The 20,086-nt window shown below is 58.5% G+C and carries 28 protein-coding genes; 1 reads left to right on the top strand and 27 read right to left on the bottom strand.

Going from position 1 to position 20,086, the window contains the following annotated elements; translation table 11 throughout:
- Positions 1-22 precede the first annotated feature (22 nt).
- The 7 genes from C2E19_RS07345 to C2E19_RS07315 form a co-directional block, all read right to left on the bottom strand.
- Positions 23-1,519, bottom strand: coding sequence for a phage tail sheath subtilisin-like domain-containing protein (locus C2E19_RS07345; protein ID WP_129389940.1), 1,497 nt, complete (start codon positions 1,517-1,519; stop codon positions 23-25).
- A complete protein-coding gene (locus C2E19_RS07340) occupies positions 1,519-1,701 on the bottom strand; it encodes a DUF2635 domain-containing protein (protein WP_129389937.1) in 183 nt (60 codons plus the stop codon). The genes C2E19_RS07345 and C2E19_RS07340 overlap by 1 nt, the downstream gene beginning before the upstream one ends.
- Positions 1,698-2,282 (bottom strand): hypothetical protein, encoded by a 585-nt coding sequence (locus C2E19_RS07335; protein WP_129389934.1) that lies wholly within the window; start codon positions 2,280-2,282, stop codon positions 1,698-1,700. The genes C2E19_RS07340 and C2E19_RS07335 overlap by 4 nt, the downstream gene beginning before the upstream one ends.
- A gap of 172 nt (positions 2,283-2,454) precedes the next feature.
- Positions 2,455-3,486 carry a phage late control D family protein gene (locus C2E19_RS07330; RefSeq protein ID WP_129389931.1) on the bottom strand — a complete coding sequence of 344 codons (1,032 nt, stop codon included), beginning with the start codon at positions 3,484-3,486 and terminating at the stop codon, positions 2,455-2,457.
- 9 nt (positions 3,487-3,495) lie between these two features.
- On the bottom strand, positions 3,496-3,708 hold the full coding sequence (locus tag C2E19_RS07325) for a tail protein X (RefSeq protein WP_129389928.1): 213 nt from the start codon (positions 3,706-3,708) through the stop codon (positions 3,496-3,498).
- The gene (locus C2E19_RS07320; RefSeq protein WP_129389925.1) at positions 3,701-4,084 is read right to left on the bottom strand and encodes a phage tail protein; all 384 of its coding nucleotides are present in this window, start codon (positions 4,082-4,084) and stop codon (positions 3,701-3,703) included. Before C2E19_RS07320 ends, C2E19_RS07325 begins: the two co-directional genes overlap by 8 nt.
- Complete coding sequence (locus tag C2E19_RS07315) at positions 4,081-5,730, bottom strand: phage tail tape measure protein (RefSeq protein WP_256661307.1); 1,650 nt, start codon at positions 5,728-5,730, stop codon at positions 4,081-4,083. Before C2E19_RS07315 ends, C2E19_RS07320 begins: the two co-directional genes overlap by 4 nt.
- Between C2E19_RS07315 and C2E19_RS29135 the strand changes: the two genes are divergently transcribed.
- A complete protein-coding gene (locus tag C2E19_RS29135) occupies positions 5,645-5,926 on the top strand; it encodes a hypothetical protein (RefSeq protein WP_256661320.1) in 282 nt (93 codons plus the stop codon). The genes C2E19_RS07315 and C2E19_RS29135 overlap by 86 nt on opposite strands.
- Positions 5,927-6,189: 263 nt before the next feature.
- On the opposite strand, the gene C2E19_RS07310 is transcribed toward C2E19_RS29135, so the two are convergent.
- The 20 genes from C2E19_RS07310 to C2E19_RS07215 all read right to left on the bottom strand — a co-directional run bounded on the left by C2E19_RS07310 (position 6,190) and on the right by C2E19_RS07215 (position 20,030).
- Positions 6,190-6,771 carry a phage tail assembly protein gene (locus C2E19_RS07310; RefSeq protein WP_129389919.1) on the bottom strand — a complete coding sequence of 194 codons (582 nt, stop codon included), beginning with the start codon at positions 6,769-6,771 and terminating at the stop codon, positions 6,190-6,192.
- Positions 6,772-6,953: 182 nt separating this feature from the next.
- Positions 6,954-7,460: a phage major tail tube protein gene (locus C2E19_RS07305; protein ID WP_129389916.1), complete on the bottom strand. Its 507-nt coding sequence runs from the start codon at positions 7,458-7,460 to the stop codon at positions 6,954-6,956.
- The gene (locus C2E19_RS07300; protein WP_034154903.1) at positions 7,460-8,626 is read right to left on the bottom strand and encodes a tail protein; all 1,167 of its coding nucleotides are present in this window, start codon (positions 8,624-8,626) and stop codon (positions 7,460-7,462) included. The genes C2E19_RS07305 and C2E19_RS07300 overlap by 1 nt, the downstream gene beginning before the upstream one ends.
- 2 nt (positions 8,627-8,628) lie before the next feature.
- A complete protein-coding gene (locus C2E19_RS07295; RefSeq protein ID WP_129389913.1) occupies positions 8,629-8,814 on the bottom strand; it encodes a hypothetical protein in 186 nt (61 codons plus the stop codon).
- 101 nt (positions 8,815-8,915) lie between these two features.
- A complete protein-coding gene (locus C2E19_RS07290; RefSeq protein ID WP_129389910.1) occupies positions 8,916-9,344 on the bottom strand; it encodes a phage tail assembly chaperone in 429 nt (142 codons plus the stop codon).
- A gap of 15 nt (positions 9,345-9,359) precedes the next feature.
- Complete coding sequence (locus C2E19_RS07285) at positions 9,360-11,807, bottom strand: phage tail protein (protein WP_129389907.1); 2,448 nt, start codon at positions 11,805-11,807, stop codon at positions 9,360-9,362.
- Complete coding sequence (locus C2E19_RS07280) at positions 11,808-12,443, bottom strand: phage tail protein I (protein ID WP_129389904.1); 636 nt, start codon at positions 12,441-12,443, stop codon at positions 11,808-11,810. It lies immediately after the preceding gene.
- Positions 12,440-13,435, bottom strand: a complete 996-nt coding sequence (locus C2E19_RS07275; protein ID WP_129389902.1) for a baseplate J/gp47 family protein — start codon at positions 13,433-13,435, stop codon at positions 12,440-12,442. The genes C2E19_RS07280 and C2E19_RS07275 overlap by 4 nt, the downstream gene beginning before the upstream one ends.
- Entirely contained in the window at positions 13,432-13,764 is a 333-nt protein-coding gene (locus tag C2E19_RS07270) for a phage baseplate protein (protein WP_129389899.1), read from the bottom strand. Before C2E19_RS07270 ends, C2E19_RS07275 begins: the two co-directional genes overlap by 4 nt.
- 14 nt (positions 13,765-13,778) lie before the next feature.
- Positions 13,779-14,387 (bottom strand): phage baseplate assembly protein V, encoded by a 609-nt coding sequence (locus C2E19_RS07265; RefSeq protein ID WP_129389896.1) that lies wholly within the window; start codon positions 14,385-14,387, stop codon positions 13,779-13,781.
- Between the two features lie 3 nt (positions 14,388-14,390).
- Positions 14,391-14,903, bottom strand: coding sequence for a hypothetical protein (locus C2E19_RS07260; RefSeq protein ID WP_129389893.1), 513 nt, complete (start codon positions 14,901-14,903; stop codon positions 14,391-14,393).
- Positions 14,904-14,973: 70 nt separating this feature from the next.
- Entirely contained in the window at positions 14,974-15,312 is a 339-nt protein-coding gene (locus C2E19_RS07255) for a phage holin family protein (protein WP_129389890.1), read from the bottom strand.
- A gap of 122 nt (positions 15,313-15,434) precedes the next feature.
- The gene (locus tag C2E19_RS07250) at positions 15,435-15,935 is read right to left on the bottom strand and encodes a tail fiber assembly protein (protein WP_256661286.1); all 501 of its coding nucleotides are present in this window, start codon (positions 15,933-15,935) and stop codon (positions 15,435-15,437) included.
- Positions 15,936-16,037: 102 nt separating this feature from the next.
- Positions 16,038-16,454: a tail fiber assembly protein gene (locus C2E19_RS07245; RefSeq protein ID WP_129389887.1), complete on the bottom strand. Its 417-nt coding sequence runs from the start codon at positions 16,452-16,454 to the stop codon at positions 16,038-16,040.
- Positions 16,455-16,585: 131 nt separating this feature from the next.
- Positions 16,586-17,032 carry a tail fiber assembly protein gene (locus tag C2E19_RS07240; RefSeq protein ID WP_129389884.1) on the bottom strand — a complete coding sequence of 149 codons (447 nt, stop codon included), beginning with the start codon at positions 17,030-17,032 and terminating at the stop codon, positions 16,586-16,588.
- A 549-nt stretch (positions 17,033-17,581) separates the two neighbouring features.
- On the bottom strand, positions 17,582-18,316 hold the full coding sequence (locus C2E19_RS07235; RefSeq protein WP_129389881.1) for an XRE family transcriptional regulator: 735 nt from the start codon (positions 18,314-18,316) through the stop codon (positions 17,582-17,584).
- 138 nt (positions 18,317-18,454) lie between these two features.
- Entirely contained in the window at positions 18,455-18,637 is a 183-nt protein-coding gene (locus C2E19_RS07230; protein ID WP_129389878.1) for a hypothetical protein, read from the bottom strand.
- A gap of 52 nt (positions 18,638-18,689) precedes the next feature.
- A complete protein-coding gene (locus C2E19_RS07225; protein WP_129389875.1) occupies positions 18,690-19,301 on the bottom strand; it encodes a hypothetical protein in 612 nt (203 codons plus the stop codon).
- A complete protein-coding gene (locus C2E19_RS07220) occupies positions 19,294-19,674 on the bottom strand; it encodes a DUF1090 domain-containing protein (protein WP_129389872.1) in 381 nt (126 codons plus the stop codon). The genes C2E19_RS07225 and C2E19_RS07220 overlap by 8 nt, the downstream gene beginning before the upstream one ends.
- Positions 19,671-20,030: a hypothetical protein gene (locus C2E19_RS07215; protein WP_129389869.1), complete on the bottom strand. Its 360-nt coding sequence runs from the start codon at positions 20,028-20,030 to the stop codon at positions 19,671-19,673. Before C2E19_RS07215 ends, C2E19_RS07220 begins: the two co-directional genes overlap by 4 nt.
- Positions 20,031-20,086 lie beyond the last annotated feature (56 nt).

The raw sequence follows: 20,086 nt of genomic DNA, 5'->3' as shown, positions 1-20,086 counted from the left end.
TGCTGGTGGTCAAACGCGCTGATCAAGCCGCGTCGTCATACTGCAGACGGAATTGGTTGAGCAGTGCGAACACGCGCAGACCGTTGATGTAATCCGGCGGGAACAGCACGTTCACGCGGCTCGGATCCTGCACGTCGCGCTCGACGATCAGGTGCTCGGCGAACAGCTCGGCGTTCTCCACGTGGCCTTCCAGTTCGAGCTTGGCGTACTGGGCGATCAGCTCACCACGGATGGTCGCCGGGGTGACGATCGGCTGGCCGGCGCCGAAGCGGGTGCCGTCGGACGCCAGTTTGTGCCGGCCGTATTTGCTGGTGATCACGCTTTGCAGACGGCGCACGATGAACGCCGACTGGTGCATGGTTTCGCTGTCCAGGTAGGAGTTGTCGGCCTGCCCGTAAGCGTTTTTCTGGTAGGTGGTAATCGAGCGCTGGATGCGCACGTAACCGCCTTCGTAGTAGGCGGTGGCGATGCCGTAGTTGAGCAGCGACTGACGCTCAGTCAAAGTGAAGCGCTCGCTCGCCGGCGCCGGATCAACGCCCGGCAGGCTGCCGCTTTGAGTCGGACGGCTGGCGTCGGCGGAGATGAACACGGCAGTGCGTGCAGCCAGTGCGGCAGCCTGTACCCAGAACGGTTGCGGTACGCCCGGTTCCAGCGCCTGAATGGTCATGTGCTGGTCGTTGCGTGCCTGGCCGGCAGCAACCAGAGTGCCGACGGTGCCGCGCTTGGCGCTGTAGACGTGACCGAACAGTTGCTTGGCCCACGACCAACGACCGGTGCTGTCATCCATGACGGCTTGCCAGGTGTTGAGGGTCGACAGATCGGACCATGGCAGTGCGATGAATTCGAACGGTTCATCACCCAGTGCGGCGATCGCTTCAACCTGATCCGGCACACCGGCACCGCCGGTCATGGCGGTGATTGCAGCAGTCAGGCCGGCCGGGGTTTCTTCGCCGTTGCTCTTGCCCAGGCGATTGAATTGCAGGCTGATGTCGTTGCCGCTGTCGCCAGTCCATTTGGCGTTCAGGGTGACCACACCTTCGGCAGCGGCAGCGTTGACCGGCAGGTCGGCGGTGGCGTTGATTTTCTGCGCCAGTGCAGTGGCTGCCTGGGCTGCGGTAGCACCGTTGACCACGGTGGCTTGCACACGCACGCCACCGACATACAGATTGAGCAGGCCGGCCTGAGTTGCAGCGCCAGTCAGGGTCAGTACGCCTTTGGCGACGGCGCCTTCAGCGTTGTGCAGCGGCAGGCACCAGATCTCGCCGATCGGGTCGGCCTTGCGGAAGGTCTCGTACATCGAGGCGAGCATCGAGCCTTGGCCGCCGATGCTTTTCGCCAGCGCAACGCTGGACACCAACACCAGTTTGCCGACTTCAGTCGGTGCGATGTTGTCGTTGACCTGAGCCACGATCAAACGGCGCATGGTCGAACTCGCGCTATTGGCGGCCGAGTTGTCCATTTCGGCATAGAACAGCGGTACACGAATGTCCGCGGGGATGTTGCTGAATCCGATCGCCATTATTTGGCTCCCTGTGGTTTAGCCGCTTTTGCGGTTTTGATTGTGATATCGCCGTCGGCCAGACGTCGGCGCCACCAGGCGCTGTCCAGCACTTCACGGCCTTCGAGGGGCAGCAGATCGCCGGCCTCCGGGTCAGGTACGGCGCGGCCGGCGGCCGGCAATACGGTGATGCGATTGCTCATGGGGTTACGTCTCCAGAGAAAGTCATTTCCACGCGCCCATCGGGGCCCGGGCGTTTCAGGTTGGGGTCGGCCGGGTCGATCGCATCGACCCGCACGGTGGCCCCGGTAAAGGACGACAAACCGTCCAGTTCGCGTTCGTGCCAACTCTCCGCAGGCTGACTTGGCAGATTGCGGCCGAGCTGGAACTCGGCAAAAAAGCGCAGCCGATAGAAAGCCCGGCTGCTGTTAATCGAGACCAGCTCACCGCCGTCATAAGCGATGGCGCTGTAGTCTTTGTCCGGCTTGAACCCCACCAATGCGCGCCACAACTCGGCACGCAGGTCATGCAACAGATCCAGCGCTTTTGTAGCGTCGCTGGCGTCAAGCATGAGGACGACTTCGAAGCGTTCACGGATCGGTTGAGCGGTGAGGTTTTGTGCAGCACTGGTGCTGGCCAGATCCGCCAGCGGCAGCACATGCGCCGATGGTGTTGGCAGATCGGGATTGCCTTGCAGCAACGCCAGATCGACGCCCACCGAAATGTGATTGGCAAGCCCAGGGCATTGCCCACGCAGCTGCGTGAGGATCGGGGTGATCTTCATGGGGATGTTCCAGAATTGAATGAAAAGCGGTTTGCAGAACACTGCAAAACCTGTGGGGACTGGCTTGCCAGCGATGTCGGTGGATCAACCGGCATCTCTTTTGAATGGGCTAGCCTCTTCGCGGGCAAGCCCGCTCCCACAGGGATCTTCATCGCAGTGAGAAAGCGGGGAATCAGTCCTTGGCGGCGGCCTTGGGGTCGAGGCAGGCAGCATCGATCACGCAGCGATAGCTGTTTTCACGGTTGCCACTGGCAGTGACTTTTTCGATCGACCAGCGCCCGCGCATGAAGTCTGGCCAGGTGTCGTCGAGCAACAACAACCCCTCAGCCGTCAGCAGCGGATTGCCCGGGCAGGTGATTTTCACCTTGAACTTTTTCCGCAGCATTTTGCGCACCTCACCCTCGCCCACCGCGATGGCATCGGCTTCGTTGGGCTGTTGCTGGCGGATGACCTTGTGCGGTGCCACACCGGTTTCAATCCAGCGCACTACGGCCGCTGCGGCGTCCCAGAAACAGGTCTTGCAGCCTTGCGTCTGCTCGCGGGCGGCCTCTTCCAGCGTGGCGCTGATGAAGGCCTGATCACCGGGACGATTGTTGTGGGTGACCGACAACGTCACATCCTGCAGTTTCTGCCCCGAGATTGATTTGATCTGCCCGGGTCGCGCCAGCACATACGCATCGCCATAAGGTTTGGCGACCAGGTTGTACTTCTTCGCCAGCCGCGTCAGAAAGCCCATGTCGGTTTCATTGGACTGGTCGACGTGGGCGATCTTGATCATCGCTACGTCCGCTGCGACACGCGATGAAAAACCGTGCTGCGTCACCAGTTTGCTGAACAATTGACCGAGCGTCGTCGGTCCATGACTGGCGGTGCGGCGCTGTTTGAAGCCGGTTTCATCATCCTTGGTGAACGGCGCTGCAGTGGCCACCAGAGTCAGGCGAAACGGAAACAGTGTCGGCGTCAGGCGAGTGACTTTGAACTGGCCCTTGTCGACCATTTCTTCCATTTCCAGGTAACCCACCAGCAGGCCGATTTTTCCGCCGAGTTTCGGCAGCCCTTCGAGGCCTTCCAGATCAATGGTCAGGGTCAGTTGATCGGACTCGATACCGGCGGCATCAATGTGTTCCCAACTGATCAGACGCTGGTTGAGCAGATCCGCGTTTTCGCCATAAATCTGCACGACCGGGGTAAAACCCAGTGCCATACAACCTCCTTAATCCCAGGCCGTGAGCGCTTTGATCGCGGCGGGTTTGCTGTCGAGTTCAGGCAGCACGACCCAGATGCCAGCGGGCAGAACCGGGTCGGACTCGGCCAGGGTCGGGTTGAGCTTCCACAGGGCCTCTTCAGCGGCATCATCACTGCGCCCGGTTTCGCGGTAGAGCAGCAGATTCACCGAATCACCGGCCACGCTTCGTACCTTACGCATTGTTGAACTCCGCCAATTCAATGACCCAGTCGAGCACCATCGCCGTGCCGTCATCGATGATGTAGGTCTGGGTTTCGGTGACCGTGTTGATCCGCCACAAGCCCCAATTACGTCCGATGCCATCAATCAGCGGCAGCGGAATACGCAGTGCCTGCAACGTCCGCAATTCATCCAGGCGCTCCATGGCCACGGCGTACATCGACTTGCCGGTAATCGTCAGGGTTTCTGACTTCTGGCCGATCTGGCTGGATTTCGGTTTGCTGGTGAGAATCTGTATTTCCGCCCAGCCACCGTCCGTTTTGCGCAGCAGTGTGTGGTACGCAAAGTTGCGCGACAGGCCGAAGATAAAACTGCCCAGAGCCATTTGTTGTTTCATGTGGCGACTCCATCGGTCAGGGCTGCGTCACGGCGGGTGGCGAGAGGGTTAGTGTTCATGAACGGAGTGAATTGACTGTCGAATTGGCTTCGCAGGTGCTGTGTCACCAGCAATCCGATATTTTCCGAACTGCCCGGATCGCTGCAGTACACCTGAACCGAAGGTGCAAAGGTGAGATGCTGATTGGCGGCTTGGGCGCTCGCCAGATCTTTGCTGACCTGGCCGGGTGCGGAGAGTGTGTCGGCGGCGAAGACCGCCAGCCGTTCACCCAACGCGGCTCCCGCGTCCCTGTCCGAAACTGGAGCAACCTCGGCAACCGTCCTCATGGTGACGCTCGATGGCCTGTGGTGTGGCGCATCGATCAAAGAGGATGGTTGGCCGATTTTCATTTCCCTGACGGTCGCGGGCGCCAGACTGGCGATTTCCGTCACCGGCGCATCCGTTGGAAGCTGCACTGCAGAATCGCGGGTAGATGAAAGATCGGGAGGATTGCCCGACGCAACGCCGGGTATCCGTTTGCCAAACCGGTCTTTCCCCTCATCGACAGCGGCGTCCAACAGCACATCGAATAATTTTTTCAGGGCTGTGCCGGCTGTGATAATCACTGCTGCAATCGTCGGATGGTCCTCGGCGAATTCACTCATCCTGTCGATGCTGGCACCGGCAACACTCAGCGCTTCTGGAGAAGGCGATACCGCATTGGCGCTGGCGATGGCCAAGCGCTCGCTTCGCGCGTTCTGAGCGTTCCACTGTCCTTGCGGGGTATTGGAGAGCGTCAGTGCAGATTGGCGCACCGAACTCTGATCACCGACCTTCGACGTCGCGTATTGGTCTTTGTCCTTCACTTGCGTGAAGGCCTCGTTGACGTCACCAAGGCTCTGCGACAGCAACTGCACCGCATTACCGCCATCGGCAAATAGTGTCTGCGCCAACTGGGCGCGTTGCTCGGCCGGTTTGGCGTTCAGCGCAGCCAGTACCGACAGCACCGCGCCCTGTGCACTTTGCTTGTCCGGGTCATGCATCGCCGCGGTCACCGCGGCGGGATCCAGCCCAAGTTGCTTCCAGGCGCCACGCTCGGTGGCGGACGCGTTGCCCCCCTTGTCCAGCGCGAGGGAAATGCGCTTCAACGCCTCGCCGGCATCGTCTTTTTTCGTCCCGCTGTTGAGCAAGGCTGCGGACAGCGCGGCGGCTTGCTCGGGTTGCAGGCCCGCCGCAATCGCCGCATCACCCGACTGTTTGAGAACGACACCGATGTCTGCCGGTTTGGCGCCACCCGGTATTTTGCCGAGCTGTTTTGTCGCATCCGCGAGGTCAAACGCCTGATCGCGAGTTAGCTTCATCGAAGTGCGCCACACCGCCATCATTTCGGCGACTTCCATGGCCGGGACCTTGAAGGCTGACGCAACGATCGCAACGTCGCCGGCGAAGTTGAGCAATTCAAAAGGCTTGTCCGCCGCATTGGTCAGCTCATTGCCGACCCCTGCGTCAGCCGCCAGTGTGGCGACCTTGAGCAACTCCAGACCGCTGGTGCCCCCTCCCGCCACCAATGGCTTACTGGCCATGATCAGGCTCGACAGCGCCATTTCATTGGCCTGCTTTGGCGGCAGTTGTGCGGCGCTGCCGAACTCGGCGGCAGCCGAGTACAAGTCAATCGCTGGCTTAAGACTCTCAGGCGCCCTGGCCCGCTCACTGGTATCAGAAGGCGTTGCCGGTTCGCGGGTGGATTCGCTTTTCGCATTGCTGCTCAGCGAAATCGAACGCAGATTGGACAACGCCAGCCTCAATGAATCGATTGCCGTCGTCAACGCGCCGATCTTGACACTGGCGGTGATGAGCGCCTGACTCAGGCTGGAGATCTGCTCGGGGCCGAACGATCCTGTACCGGTGTTCGCCACTGGCAAACTCAAAGGGCTATTGCCGGGGGCCGCCGCACTGCGCTCACCGGCATTCACCGGCGCATATTTACTCTCTGCCATTGCCGCTCTACTCCTGTTTCACGCCAAGGCGAGTGATCGCTATGTCGTAGCGGCGCAACGCCTTGTCGGCGTCCCATTCGAGAATTTCCGCTTCACTTACCGGGTAAATGAGCGGGACGATATCGAGGATTACTTCGATGTCGCGTTCCGAAAGTAGGCCGCCGGCTGGTTTAAAAAATCGTCTATGCGCACCTGTAGCTGCGTCCAGTCCGGGACAGTCATCAGGGCCAGATCGGGGATCATCAGACCGGTGCAATGGGCGGTGATGAACTCGGCGCGTTCCTTGGCCGTTTTCAGTTTCTTCATCACTTTGGTGGCGCGCAGAGCAGGCATTTCCAGGCTCAGCGAATCCACGGTGCGGCCAGTGACGGCGAGCGGTTGCAGCAGCTGTATCTGATCGGGATCGGCGGATTTTTCCGCGTCTTCGGCCTGGTCGAGAAAGTACGCCGCCGGACGGGTCGACATCTCGTGCACGTACTGCGCGATGCTCACGTAGTCCGGGCGTTTGAGCTGGTCGAGTTCCTTGACCGACAGGCCGGTGGCGAGCAGCGCCAGTTCGAAAAACTGATCGTCTTCGTCATCGCCGGCGCGTTCCAGCGCTTCTTTTTGCGCGGCGTAGAACAGCGGCTTGAGCTGGATCTGGTTGATCTGCGAACCGTCGTCGCCGGTGATCGGCGACAGCAGGTCGTGCTGGGGTGGCATCCACGACATGAATGAATTCCTTGGTGATTCTTGAGGGGGTGTTACTGAACATCTGCCAACGCACACTGATCCAGTGTGGGAGCGGGCTTGCTCGCGAAAGCGGTGTGTCAGATAAATATGCGTCGGCTGTCACGCCGCATTCGCGAGCAAGCCCGCTCCTACAGGGTCAGGTGCCTGGCTTGCTTACAGCGTTACGGCATCAGCACCGCACGCCGGGCATCACCGAGGATGTCGACGCCGTTGAGCACGAACTTCTGGGTGCGCACGTCGATGTCGATCACCGGTACGCCGTTTTCCAGGCGGTTGTAGGTGCGGCAGGACAGCTCCAGTGTGGTGATGGCTTTGCTGCCCATTTTCAGGGCATCTTCAGTCAAGGATTTCAGCTTGCCGCCGACGGTGTGGTAGGTGAACCAAGTGTTCCCGTCCTGATCCTGCCCGGCTTCGCGCACGTTCAGCAGGATGTCGTCGCCCAGCTTCACACCCAGCGCAAGCATGACTTCAGCGCCCATGCCTTGAAGCTTCAGCGTGGCATTCAGCGGCTTGGCGCTCTTGGCCATTTCTTCAACGATGAAGCGCCCGCCCGCCATGGTTTCCATATCGAAATCAATTTTCGGCGGAGTGAATTCCTCAACGGTCGCCGACAACGGCAAACCTTGCAGGGTGGCCGCGATGGCCTGTCTTACGCGGTTGGTAAACATTAGAGAACGTCCTCCAGGAACTGCTCGATGATTTCATCGCGGGCGTTGAGTTGATAAACCATGTGTTCGTTCGGCGCGTAGCGGCCGTAGTCGATGACCACGTACCAGGTGCCGTTCTTGTACTTCTCGACGCTGTTCAGTTCCGGGTGCAGGTACACGCTGCCGCCAGGAATGGTTTCATCGGCGACCAGGGTTTGCAGCCAGTCGTTGATGCGCTTGACCTCTTGATCCATGAAGGATTTGGTGAGGTTCTTGGCCATGGCTTTCTGGCCGGCCTTGACCAGCTTGCGGCTGATCGCATCTTCGAGGCCGACGTAGCTGATGAACTTGCCGGTGATCGAGCGGTTACCCAGCAGCGAGAAGCCGCCGAGCACGGTGCGGGCGTAGTAGCTGACGCCGTAGCGGTTGAGCAGATCGCCTTCGGTGGAGGTGTCGAGGATGTTGTATTCAACGACCCGCGAAACGTCCTCGGCGTAGGTCACCTGGTTGCCCGGGCTCTCCCACTGCTTGACCTTGGCCAGTGCGGCAATCGCCAGACTGGAAGGCGACAGGAAAACGTTTTTCTTCGCCGCCTTCGAGTACACGGCAGGCATGTTGTGCACTACCAGGCAACGGTCGAAACCAAGGTCGGCGCCGCCGAGTTCCTGGCTGTACAGCACTTGATCGGCGACCGAAGCGTCCTTGCCGTCCAGCACTACACGGGCCTTGATGCGCTTGCCGAACGAGGCGAACTCGCTGGCCACCGCTTTAGTGCCGGTGAAGCCCGGCGCACCGATGATGGTCAGGTCTTCCGGAACACTACCCAGCGCGGCCAGACCGAGCTTGCGGCCGGTCAACGGATCAACGCCACCGATCACATTGTTGACGGTGTCGGCCGGGGTCGCACCCGCTTCGACGATGACCACGTAGACCGGCACCTTGACCACTTTGAGGATCTGGTAGACCGCGTGATACAGCGTGCCCTCTTCCGAACCGGTCGGATCGAGCAGCGCGTGGGTGGTGAAGCTGTTGATGCGGAACGGTGCGTTACGCGGAATCAGCGGATCGGCTTTCGGCGCGGTGCCGACCAGACCGATGACGTTGTCACCCAGGCCACCCATGGCCTCGGGGGATTCAGTGGCATTGACGGTAATGCCGTTGTGCTCGAAGTTCAAAACCTCAGCCATGTTCAGTCAGCCTTCTTGGCAGCGGCCTTTTTGGCCTGGGTGATAGGTGTTTTCAGTTCCAGTCGACCGGCGAAGTGCAGAGCACTGGCCTCGACGTCGAGCAGATCAAGGTCTTGGCCGATGCTCGACCAGTGCCCACCGCCGGTGGGGAATGGGACGAGCACGGTGTAGGTTTGGCGGGTTGCCATTTTTCGTTTCTCCATAAACGGGAAAGCCCCTCGTGGGGAGGGGCTTGGCGGGTGTTGAGTGCTTTGGGGGGTAGAAAAAAACACCCCGGGGTTCGGGGCGTTCAACGTACTTGCAAAGCGATCCAATCAGGTTGTTCAGGCCGAGCCTGCTCATTCGGAAATTGCTCTGACTGTGGCCAATCGCGCAAGTCCTTCAAATAAGCCAGCAACGCCTGATATTGATCGACGGTCAGTGTTGTATCGCTGGACATTTCGAGTTCATCGCGATGACGCTCACGCAACCACTTCACGTTTTCAATCTTGCCGTCACGCCAAATGCGCTCCCGATCAGCCTCGGATTCACGGTTCAGTTCAGGCGTCCTCAGGACAGGCCTTCCATGCTCATCTGCACCGATCACCAGCGATTGCGCTTCTCCCGCTAAAAGCTCAGAGCGCAGTTGTGTGGTGATTTCCACTGCATCGTCAGGCATTGCAACGTGAACGGCATCGTCGTAAAAGCCACCAGTCGAGGCGGCATAAAAAAGTGACATGAATAATTCTCCCTGTTACCAGCCGATCGAAATCCACGGCCCATTCGGTTGACCACTGCTACCGATGGCAGAAACAGTGAACTTCGTAAGACCGCCGTACATGACACATAGGGTGGAAGTGATCGAGGTAGAGCCCGCCGAGGAACTGTTGCCGACCAGTGTCATGATTTCGGCAGTCGGATAGGCTATCGGGTACGTAACGCTCACTTGGGCTCCTGCCGCAATCGCATTGATCGTCCCCCACTGGATGATCACTCCACCCAGCCAGCTCGGCAGCATGAGGTAACCAACTCGCTCCTTGGACATAGAAAAGCCCCAGCGCAACTTCTTCGGCGTGACAATGGTTTTGTCATCCACGCCGGCATCGGTCTGTGCCTGAGAGGCCAGTTTTGCCGTGCCTTGATTGGGTTCAGTCGCTTGTTGCGCGAGAGCGGTCAGCGCACTGATGTCAATGTTTCCCTGATTGATCGGCGCGTTCCAGGCCTTGATGCACCACATGACGGCGAGGTTGCGCGGACGCATGACTCCCAATGCCCCAGCACTGACCGGAGTGTTGCCAGCGGTGAATACCGCATTGGAAACGCCGTAATCCGTCGTGTTATGAGGATCAAGGCCATGTGCTTCCTGAAGTCCGGCATCTGATGCCGTGTTATGCCAGAGGCCCGAGACAGCCGGAGAGACATTGGAGGGGTCGAAAGACTGGAGGCTACCTTTCTGCCAACTACCGATCGGGCGTCCGCCATCTACACCGCGCCCATGATCCCAGCCCCGCAGAAACTCGCCACGTGAATCCGGCAAGCGGAAGTTGCCTGGGCCTTCATTACCCTTGTTGTAAGTGGTGCCGAGATAAGCCGCCAGATCCGGATAAGTCGCAATGCTCTGCACACTGCCGTCCAGCTCCAGATAACCGGGAGCGACGATGCCGGTCGGGAATGCCAGAACAGCGCCTACCGGGACGGCGGATTTGAGCCGTTCGACTTCCTTGGCCAGCGCGGCGACATCGATGTTTCCCTGATTGACCGGGGCGTTCCAGGCTTTGATGCACCACATGACTGCGATGTTGCGCGGCCTCACAACTCCGCCATCCGCCAGTATCGATGAGGTTACAACCCCCGAAGTCGTGTACGTCCTGGCTACCCCAGGATAATCAGTGGATACGAATACATCGGCCTGTGCAGCCGCCACCGATGCCTGCACGACCTCGACCGTGAGGTTCGGATTCGGGTTGCTGTCGAAAGTAGTTACCGTACCCTTTTGGGTCGAGCCAACCACACGGCTAGCGTCTACGCCTCGCCCATGATCCCAACCGCGCAAGAACTCCCCGCGGGCCTCCGGCAAACGGAAATTGCCAACACCCTCATCACCCTTGTTGAACTTGCCGCCCAGGTAAGCGCTCAAGTCCGGGTACGTCGCACTGCTTTTGACGCTGTTATCCAGCTCCAGAAACCCAGGCGGCGGTGCATCAACCGGGAACGCCACAATCGAGCCCACCGGCAACGCTGATGCCTTGGCAATCAGCGCTTCAACTTCAGCCTTGGTGTACGAATCCTTGATGCCAAACCCAGCCAGCGTCTCGGGATTAGCACCCGCCGTCGCCCGACCATATTCATCAACCGTCAGACTCTTGTAAGTCCCAGCCGCAATTCCGGTTCGCCCGGCCAGCATCTTGAACGCCAGCGCGGTAGTGCCGAGGGTGATCGGCGCATTGGTGGTCAGGTGCCACAACGAATCTCCATTTGCTGTGCCCTCCTCGACCATCACCGTCAGGCCCGGCGTGACCTTGGCGTTACTGTTGGCATCCGTCGCCCGCACCCAGTCGCCATTGGCGACGATCCACAAGCCGTTGTCCTTGGCCAGCGTCTGATTCGCAACAAGCACGCGGTCGCCAGCAATCACTGCGACACCGTCAATTTGCTGCGCACCGCTCAGCACGATGTTGCTGGATGCAGCAACACGCGCGGATTGCTTGCCATCCAGTTTGCCGAGCTCTTCGGCGAGATAACTCATGACCCAGGCACGCGTGGCCTTAACCACGGTGTCATCAATCAACAACGTCACCAGCGACGCATTACTGGTCTCGAAAATCGAACGAATGTAGAACTCTTTGCCCGAACCGGATGTGGCCAGAACCGGTTTGAACGACTCTGGATATTTGACGATGGCGTAGAGAATTCCGGTGTCAGTCCACAGCCCTGCTTCACGCACGTACCAGCCGCCAACGTCAGGCGGAATGGTGACTTCTGCGAGCAGCCAGCTCGGATTCTTTTCGTCCTGGAACAGCGCATTGAGCGGCCCGCGCCAGACTTCGCGTTTCAGCGCGGTGGCGGTCGCGGCCGGGTTGTAGACCGAGCCGCCGCCGTCGCCGACGGAAATCTGCGTCAACTTGATCGGCGTGCCCGCGGCCTTGCACGCCGTTTCGTAGGCAATCCCTGCGTTGGTAAGCAGGGTGTAATAGTCAGCCATTCAGGCCCCCTGAGGATAAATAGTGGATGTTTCGACGGTGTACATACCGGCAGCCATGAACGCCTCTCCCGAGGTTTCCAGCCCTTCGATGAACACCGGATAAACCGTGGTCAGCTCACCGCAGAACGTCGCGGCACCGATGACGTGATTGCCGAAAGCGCTGAGGCCAACGGAGACCGTCAGCACATCGCGTTCGCTCTTGGCATCAGCCAGACGTCGATCGAGACGGGCGTCGATGGCTTCGCTGTAGGGTTGCTCGCTGAAAGCGCGGACGGAGAAGCTGTAGGGCTCGCCCGCTGGTGTCTGTTCGTACCAGGCGCGGATCTCGGGTCTTAATTGCAAACCCTTGGCGGCGTTTTCCAGCGCCTTGCGAGTGCCGGCCTGGCGCGCGGTGGGCCAGGCCAGTTCGACGGTCAGGCGTTTTTCAGCTTGCGGCGCATCGGTGCTCCATTCAGCAACACCGCGATCCGCCGCCAGATACGGCAGAAATTCGGCGGGTGTTTCTGCAGGATTCATCAGCTCGGGAAACGGCGGTGCAACGCGATCAAGCAAGGCACCAAAGCCCAGATCCAGGCCTCGTTCGAGTGCTGAACTGTTGGCCGGTAACAGCGTCGGGCGCAGAGTCTGCTCACTCATAACGTCAGCACCTCGACCTCGACCGCCGTGCAATAAGGTGCTTGAAACGCGGTGGTCACGATCGGCGCCAGCGGTTCAAGAATCTGCAATTGCACAGCGCCGGCGCTGTGCAGCGTGTAGTCGATCCAGCTCGGATCAACGCGGCCTTCGAGGCGATGACAGCTGTCAGCGTAAGCCTGCAACTGCGCTTGCGCAGCGACCTTGGTCAGGCCCGAATCGGGGCCGGAATTGATCTTCGCGACCACACGGATTTTGTAGCGTTGGATGTCGGCAGCCTTGACCGTGACGAGGTCGGTTTCGGGGCAGACATCGGGACGCGCGAAGTGCTGGCGGACACCCTCAAGCAACACTGGCGATGGCGTGCCGTCACCCTCTCGCGACAGCACAGTGACCTGCACTTCACCGGGGGCAGTGCGGCGACCGTTGCCATCCTTGACCTGCGCGGCGAGACCATCGGGGTTGAAGGTGTAGGTGACATTCACCACACCGGCATCGGTGGATTCGACGTTCACGGTTGGCCGCTCGCCGAGGGTGAACACCTCGCGGCGATACTGCATTCGCGAACCGGCGGCCGGCGCATGCGGCGCCAGGTAATAGCGCAAACGAGCGTCGTCATCACTTTCATAAATCGCCGGCACGGGCGGGAACGCTGCCGGGTCGCCCGGATCGAGCAACTGCCTTTCAAGGCCCATGTCCGCCAGCCGCGCATCGAGGTTGCTACCGGTCGCCCACCACGCCAGCATCTGCTTGATACGGGCGTTGTATTTGCGTTCATGGGTTTGCAGACGCACGCAGAAGGCTTCCAGCGCCAGCGTCAGCAATTCGCTCTCGTTGTCGAGGCTGGTCTTGAGTTTCGCCGCATTGTCCGGCGAACGAGCGCCGACGTATTCGACGACGAACGTCTTGAATTCGGCGAGCAAGTCTTCGAAGGCATCGACCTTGATCAACGAAGGTTCGGCCAATTGGTTCTGGCCGGGGATCAACATGCTCATGTCACGACCTCGAAGGTTTGTTGACGGTTTTTCCAGGTGCCGGCGAAACGCAGCAGCAGACCGGCGCCCTGGCGGCTGGCGACGATTACTTGCGGCTGAAAATCGCTGATGCCGTTGTGCGCGTTGTAGAACGCTTGCGCCGCGTGGCTCTGCGCCAGAAGCAGAACGTCGTCACCGAGGTTTTGCCCGAGCAGCGTGGGGATCAGCGAGCCATAAAGCGGCCGTTTTTGCCGGGTGCCCAGCGGTGTGGTCAGGGCCCGGGTCGCGCGCTGCACAAATTGCAGCCAGTCGTCGACCGTGGCCCCGCTGTCTCTATCGATTCCGATCATGGGAAGCTCTTGAATCAGGGGCTGATGACTCGGCCCTGGTGATCGACCAACGGGCCGCTGAAGTGCACGCCCGAGGCGTCAATGGTCAGGCCGACGGCGCCGAGTTGCAGGGTGATCAGTTGCGGCGTCAGCGCCAGTCGCGCCGGGCCGATGCTCAGTTCAAGCGATTCGCGAGAGCCGCTGAATGCGGCCGGGCCGTTTTGCCAATGCAGCGTGTGCGAGGCGTCGTCATAACCGCTTTCGCTACCATCGACATGCACTCGGCGCGTCAGCGTCGGTACGGTGGCGGTGGGTGGAAAACGATCGCTGTTCAGACCAAACAGCGCCACGGATTGCGCGCCGCTTTCGCCGCTGCCGTAGTTGAACAACAGACACTGCTCACCCACTGTTGGAATCCGCGACTCGCTTTGTGCACCGGCGCTGGGGTTGAAGAATTTGATGGCCGGCGTCAGCAAACCACCGTGGCTGACCTGGCAGGTGTTGCTCGCGGCGTCGACGGTCTGGCAGATACCGATGCGACAGAAACTCTCGGCGCGGCGGTGCAGGTCTTCGATTTCCGCTTCCATCTCGGCCAGGCGTTCGATGATCGGGCCCAGTTGCATGCGCAGTAATGCGTCGAACATCGATCAGGCCTCCAGCGTGGTGTATTGGTCGGGATCGTCGATGTCGCTGACTTCCCAGGTGCGGGCGAATTTCGGCGTTCCGAGTGGATCGTCAAGCAAGGTCGGGCCGAGGTAGAGGGTCTGCTCGAACGTCAGGGTCCAGGCCTTGTATTGCTGGCCGAGCAGTGACGGCAAGCCATCAATGTTCATCGGCAGATCACACTGATCGCCGGGCAGGCCCCAGCGATTGTCAGTGATCAGATTCTTCAGCACGGCGATCAGATCGCACGCGGCAAATGCGGTTGCAGAAAGCGCCGGGATGACTTGCAACGACAGCGTCATGACATGAGCGATACGCCCGTCAGCGCCGCGCACTCCAGAAGCATTGCGGTTGAAGTCGATCAGCACCCAGGCCTGATCGCCAGGCGCAGTGAAATCGTCCTGATTGCCGACGATGATGTTGAGCCCGGCGGTGTTGCGCAGCGTTATCGCGATAGCAGTGAACAATTGCGACGGCTGCTGGATCGGTGTGGGCATACATGACCTCCTTTTCAATCGTCCACGCGCAGCCCTGCCGCCCAAAGGGCGGCACGAATAGCATTCAAGGTTAAGGCTGGTCGCGGGGTGGAACTTCGCAAACGCCGATGCGCTTGGCGGCCCAGCGTTCGTACAGACCGATGGCGACGTCGGCCCCGGCCATCGCGGTGAGGCAGCCGAAGGCGCCGGCAGCCCAGATCGACATGCCGGCGGCATACAGCAGCATGATCGCCGACACGCCGCAGATCATGCAGGCGCCGGAGCGCAATGCCAGACGCCGTACCAGCGGCCAGCCACGGGCGCCCTCTTTGTCGGCGCGCCACATTTCGCCGGACACCCCGCCGACAACGGCAAGGAGGATGACCAGCCAGATCGGCATGTCCGCCAACGCTTGTTGCTCGTTTGTCATGTCACGCCTCCTGGTGTGATGGATGAATGGTGTGTGTTGGGTTCAATCGGTTTCTCTTGAGGTAGGCATTCCAAAAAGCCCGGCGCGGTGTCCGGGCTTTTCAGTAATGCGTACTCGCTTTTTTAAAAGGGAGCCACAGGCCAGTTGATCGTGTAGGGGTAATCAGCTTGGGTTTTCACGTCGCTGACAGCGATGTGGTACTGCTGATAGGCCAGCCATGCGGCTTGCTCTGCAGGCGTGGCGACGCCAAGATTCACTTTTAAATTTACCGGATTGATAGTCAGCCAACCCGTCGCAAATCCCAACTTTGTCCGCACCTGCACCGCGACCAGATTCACGTAGTCGTCATGCGTCAGCTCAGAGAAGACCCAACCGTTCTCTGAGTTTTCAGCTTTCCAGCCCACTTGAACGACCGTATCAATGGCAATCTGATTCCAGAAGGCCTGCATACCGGACGGAATATTCAGAGGTTGTTCTTCAGCATCCTGGATGTCAGCGACCCGGGAAAATGGAGAGGTGGTGCTGTAGTCAATAAGAACATATCGATTCATAAATTCACCTTTTGGAGATGGACAGAGATTGAGCGGTTCAACCTGATCCGCCTGTAACCGTGCGGTATCCATGAGTACACGGCATTTACCGAGGCGGGCATTCCAAAAAGCCCGGTAACCAGCACCGGGCTTTTCAATTTCATGGCTAACCGCGGGAAGGCGTCAAACCAGTGCTTAAGGAACTTCTGGCCAAGTGACCGTCAGCGGATAGCCTGGTTGTTTGTTGACATTGCTCATATCGATGAAAAACTGCTTGTAAGCCAGTAGTGCAGCTTCATCGGCAGGCGTGGCGAGACCAAGTTCGACCTTGTATGCCAGTGCACTCGACGCCAGTGTGTTATTGGCGCGTTCGAGTCGTGGCGTTCTTGCACTGCGCAGTTGAAGGGACAACTGGGATGGTTGCCCATACATGTCGCTGTCGGTGAAAGTCCAGACGCCGTCGGTATTCACGGCGTTCCAGGAGTAATCGATCTTGGGCAATGCGGTGACATTTACCCAGACTTGATTGGATGGAAACTCATCGGTGATCGGGTTGTCGGTTTCGTAAATGTTGTCGACCTTGCCATTAACAACGCGAGCGTACTTCTTCATGGTCATATCCTTATTTAGTACCGGCATCCCGGCATTTCGGTTACTGCCCAGGCAGGCATTCCAAAAAGCCGGTAATTCGCCGGGCTTTTCAGTAATGCGCTCCCGCTTTTGCACTGCTGATCGTCGCAGGATCAGAAGGGAATCACTGGCCAGTTGATCGTGGAAGGGTAATCCGGTTGATTTTCCACTTCGGTGAGGGCAACGAAGTACTGTTTATAAGCACGCAAACTCGCCTCTTCATCAGACGTCGCAACGCCCAGATCATGCTTGTAATGAAGAGGGTGGAAAGTCAGCCATTCAATGGCCTTATCTAGTTCCTTGCGAATACGAGCACTTGTGATCGCAACGTGGTCTTCGTAGGTCGGTTCAACAAAAACAAATACACTGGTGCCATTTGGCTGCCACGACTGCAACACCTTCCAGCCGACTTGTACTGCTGTATTACCTGTTGCATCAACCCATATGCCCGACACCCCTTCGACGGGCGTAGTAGGAAATCCATTCTCCGTATCCAAAATCTGGATGACCTGTGGAAAGTGGGTGTTGTAGATGTCGCCGATATAGACATATCGATTCATTTTCATTCCCTTAGAAGTTCAAGGCTGCTCTGATGTCTGCCAACCTGTCGTTTAGCCGCTGATCTATGGCGCGTTGAGGCCAGAGGCAGGCATTCCAAATAGCCCGGCAATCTGCCGGGCTTTTCAGTAATGCGCTCCTTCGCCTTCCTTCAAATCCTGTGTTCAAGAAGGAAGCTGACTTTTCGGCGCTACTGGCGCGGTACGAGTCCATTCAGATTGTTTTTCCGACCGCGGTCCCTGCCCGCCGGATAACTGCTTCTGGTGCTTTACGCTGCACACCCGGGTCAGTTGCCAACCCTCTGAACCGTTGAGGCCGGTTCATCGCTGCCTGTTCTTGTGGAACTAAAGAGCTTTCGTTTCCAGCCGCTTTGTCGAGCGGCTTGGTGACAAGAATATGCATGGATGCATATACAGTCAATGCGTAAATGCATTTATTTATGCACAAGAAATGCGCAAACGCATGAAAGCTCCGGTATGCAAGGGCCTGGCGGTTTGCTGGAGGCGAAAAAAAACCCGCCGAAGGGCGGGTTTTATCTGAAGGAGGTCTGGTTAGCGGGCGTACATGCCCCACCAGAAGACGTGACCAAGGATGACGATCTGTTCTTCCTGGATTTCCTGGAAGCTGTAGTCCTCGTCCGGATGTTCATCGCGGTTGAAGCTGCGCAAACGAATGCCGGTCGGCAGGCGATAGAGTTGCTTCACACGCAGCTGGCCATTGTGATTGATCGCATAGAGGTCGCCATCGATGATGTCGCCGATGCCGCACTTGCCTGCGTTGACGCCGACGGTGGCGCCATCACGCAACACCGGCAACATGCTGTTGCCGCGCACCGTCACGCATTTGGCCTGGTCGAACTGCACACCATTATGGCGCAGGCTGCGCTTGCCGAAGCGCAAGCTAGAGCGCTCGCTCTCTTCAATGACGAATCTTCCTGATCCTGCTGCCAATTCAACCTCGCGAAGAAACGGCACCGATACCTCGTCGTCATCGACAGGGGTATCGTCGTCCCACAGCATTATGTCCTTGAGTTCCGCGTGTACATCATCACGCGCGACAGCGGCCGAAGAGGCGACATCCGCGCGGCCGCGCAATTGATCGGTGCTCACGGCGAAGTATTCGGCGATCTTCGAAATGTGTTTATCCGAAGGATCGACGATCTTCCCGCTGAGAATCCGCGAGAGAGTGGATTGAGGCACGCCGGTGCGACGGTGGAGCTCCGTGGGGGAGATCCCGTGCTGGTCGAGCAGTGCTCTTAAGACGGAGGCTACGTTGCGTTTTTGCATAACGCGCATAGTGCTTGAAGTTATTCACGAAGACAAATGCTGATTTGCATAAACCGCGCATAAATCAAAATTCGATTTACACGCGGCATTACCGTTTGATCATTCACTCTCGAGTCAAGAGCCGGTTTTAAAAGGTGTTCAGCCTTTGACTCGACGCGCCGCCGCATTGGCTCGTTTCAGCCGATCGGTTCGGGCCTTCCTGTCGTGATCGTCCTTGCCGCCCATGATTCCCCCGGCGGCATGCACCCAGTCGGTGGCGGTACAGCCGGAGATCAATACAGCAGAAGTAAAGACCGAGGCAAAGATAAGGATGTTTTTCATAGTGGATTTTCCGCTATCACTGACACATTGAATTGCAGGGCTGAAGAGCACCTCAAAAGAAAGGAAACCAACTGCGGTTTCTTTCCAGTTCCCTGCGGCATTGATTGAGCTGCGCTCCGTAGGTGTGTGACTGTTGCGCGACTTTGCGTGCTACTTTCATCAACCACGGCTTGTTGCGATAAGTGCCTCGGCGATATCCGCCGCGACCATCGTGATAGGCCAGGTACTGGTTGTAAGCATCTGCCCTGGAAATGCCCAACTGCCGATGCGTTGCTGCCGTGTACCAGCCGATGAACATCAAGGCGTCGGCAAAGTTGTCGCGCGAACCACCCTTCCCAGTATTTTTCCGGTAATCACTCCACGCCGGATCCTGTGCCTGTGCATAACCATAGGAAGAGCTGACCCGCCCCCACGGAATCACCCATAAAAAATAGGCCCGTGGCGGACGAGCATCGGCAATGAAACTGCTCTCCTGCTTCATGATGGCCATGGCCACATGCATCGGTGTTCCCCACTCGCTTTGCATTTTCAGCGAATCCTTGTACCAGCGCGGGTATTGCCGATAGATGCTGCACAGATCGCCTTGATCTTTGGGGGGTGCGGACGTGCAGCCGGTCAGCATCGCCAGACACAAGATAAGTGCCGCGCCCGATGCCCTACTCATTTGTCAGCCTGAGCAGCCTGGCTTCAGCCCGTTCCAGTCTGGCTTCATGCTTTTTGATGACTTTCACATCGCCATACTGACGTGCCGCCTTCAGATGGTTTTGTCTGCGTCGAACTTCCGCCTCGGCTTGCTTGATGGCGCCTTTCTGTTCCTCGTCTACAGCGGGTTCTCGACAGTAGCGCTCGACATTCGCCAACGCCTGTTCCAGGCCCATTTGGCGATAAGCGTTATTGGCAGCATCGGCCCTATCGATCTGACGCAAGATTTCCAAACGCCGTTCTGCGCAGTTCTCAGGACCACCGGCTAATGAACTGTCAACGATGAGAACGCAACTTACTGACAGACAAATACTTAAGAGCAGAGCTGATCTCATGGGACAAACCTCAAGTAGCTCTTTTCTCCACGCCGACCAAAAAAACAACTGACCTGTGACCAGGCGTCACGACAAGCCAAGGTTTTCTGCAACCCGGAAAGTGCCGCACTCGCCATATCACGGCATCGCACTTTCGACGTCGGAAAGTTTTCGACCATCCACGCCATGGGCACATAAACATGATCAAAACAAATCAGCACCGATGTTGGCTTGGTCAACGTCGAAATACTGACCTCTTTTTCCTTACCTGCGACTGCCGCTGCCACAAAAACAGTACCGTCTCTGTTTATTGCAATTGATCGTTTCCAGGAAGGAGCCTTGACTCCATAAGGACTGCGCACGCATAACCAGAGCATTTATAACTTCCCCGAGCGTTGTCATACTTTTCGAAACAACGCCAACAGCCGCGTTG

It is taken from the genome of Pseudomonas sp. DTU12.3 (assembly GCF_004124275.1).
Classification (GTDB): domain Bacteria; phylum Pseudomonadota; class Gammaproteobacteria; order Pseudomonadales; family Pseudomonadaceae; genus Aquipseudomonas; species Aquipseudomonas helmanticensis.
This window is presented reverse-complemented; position numbering and strand designations above follow the sequence as displayed.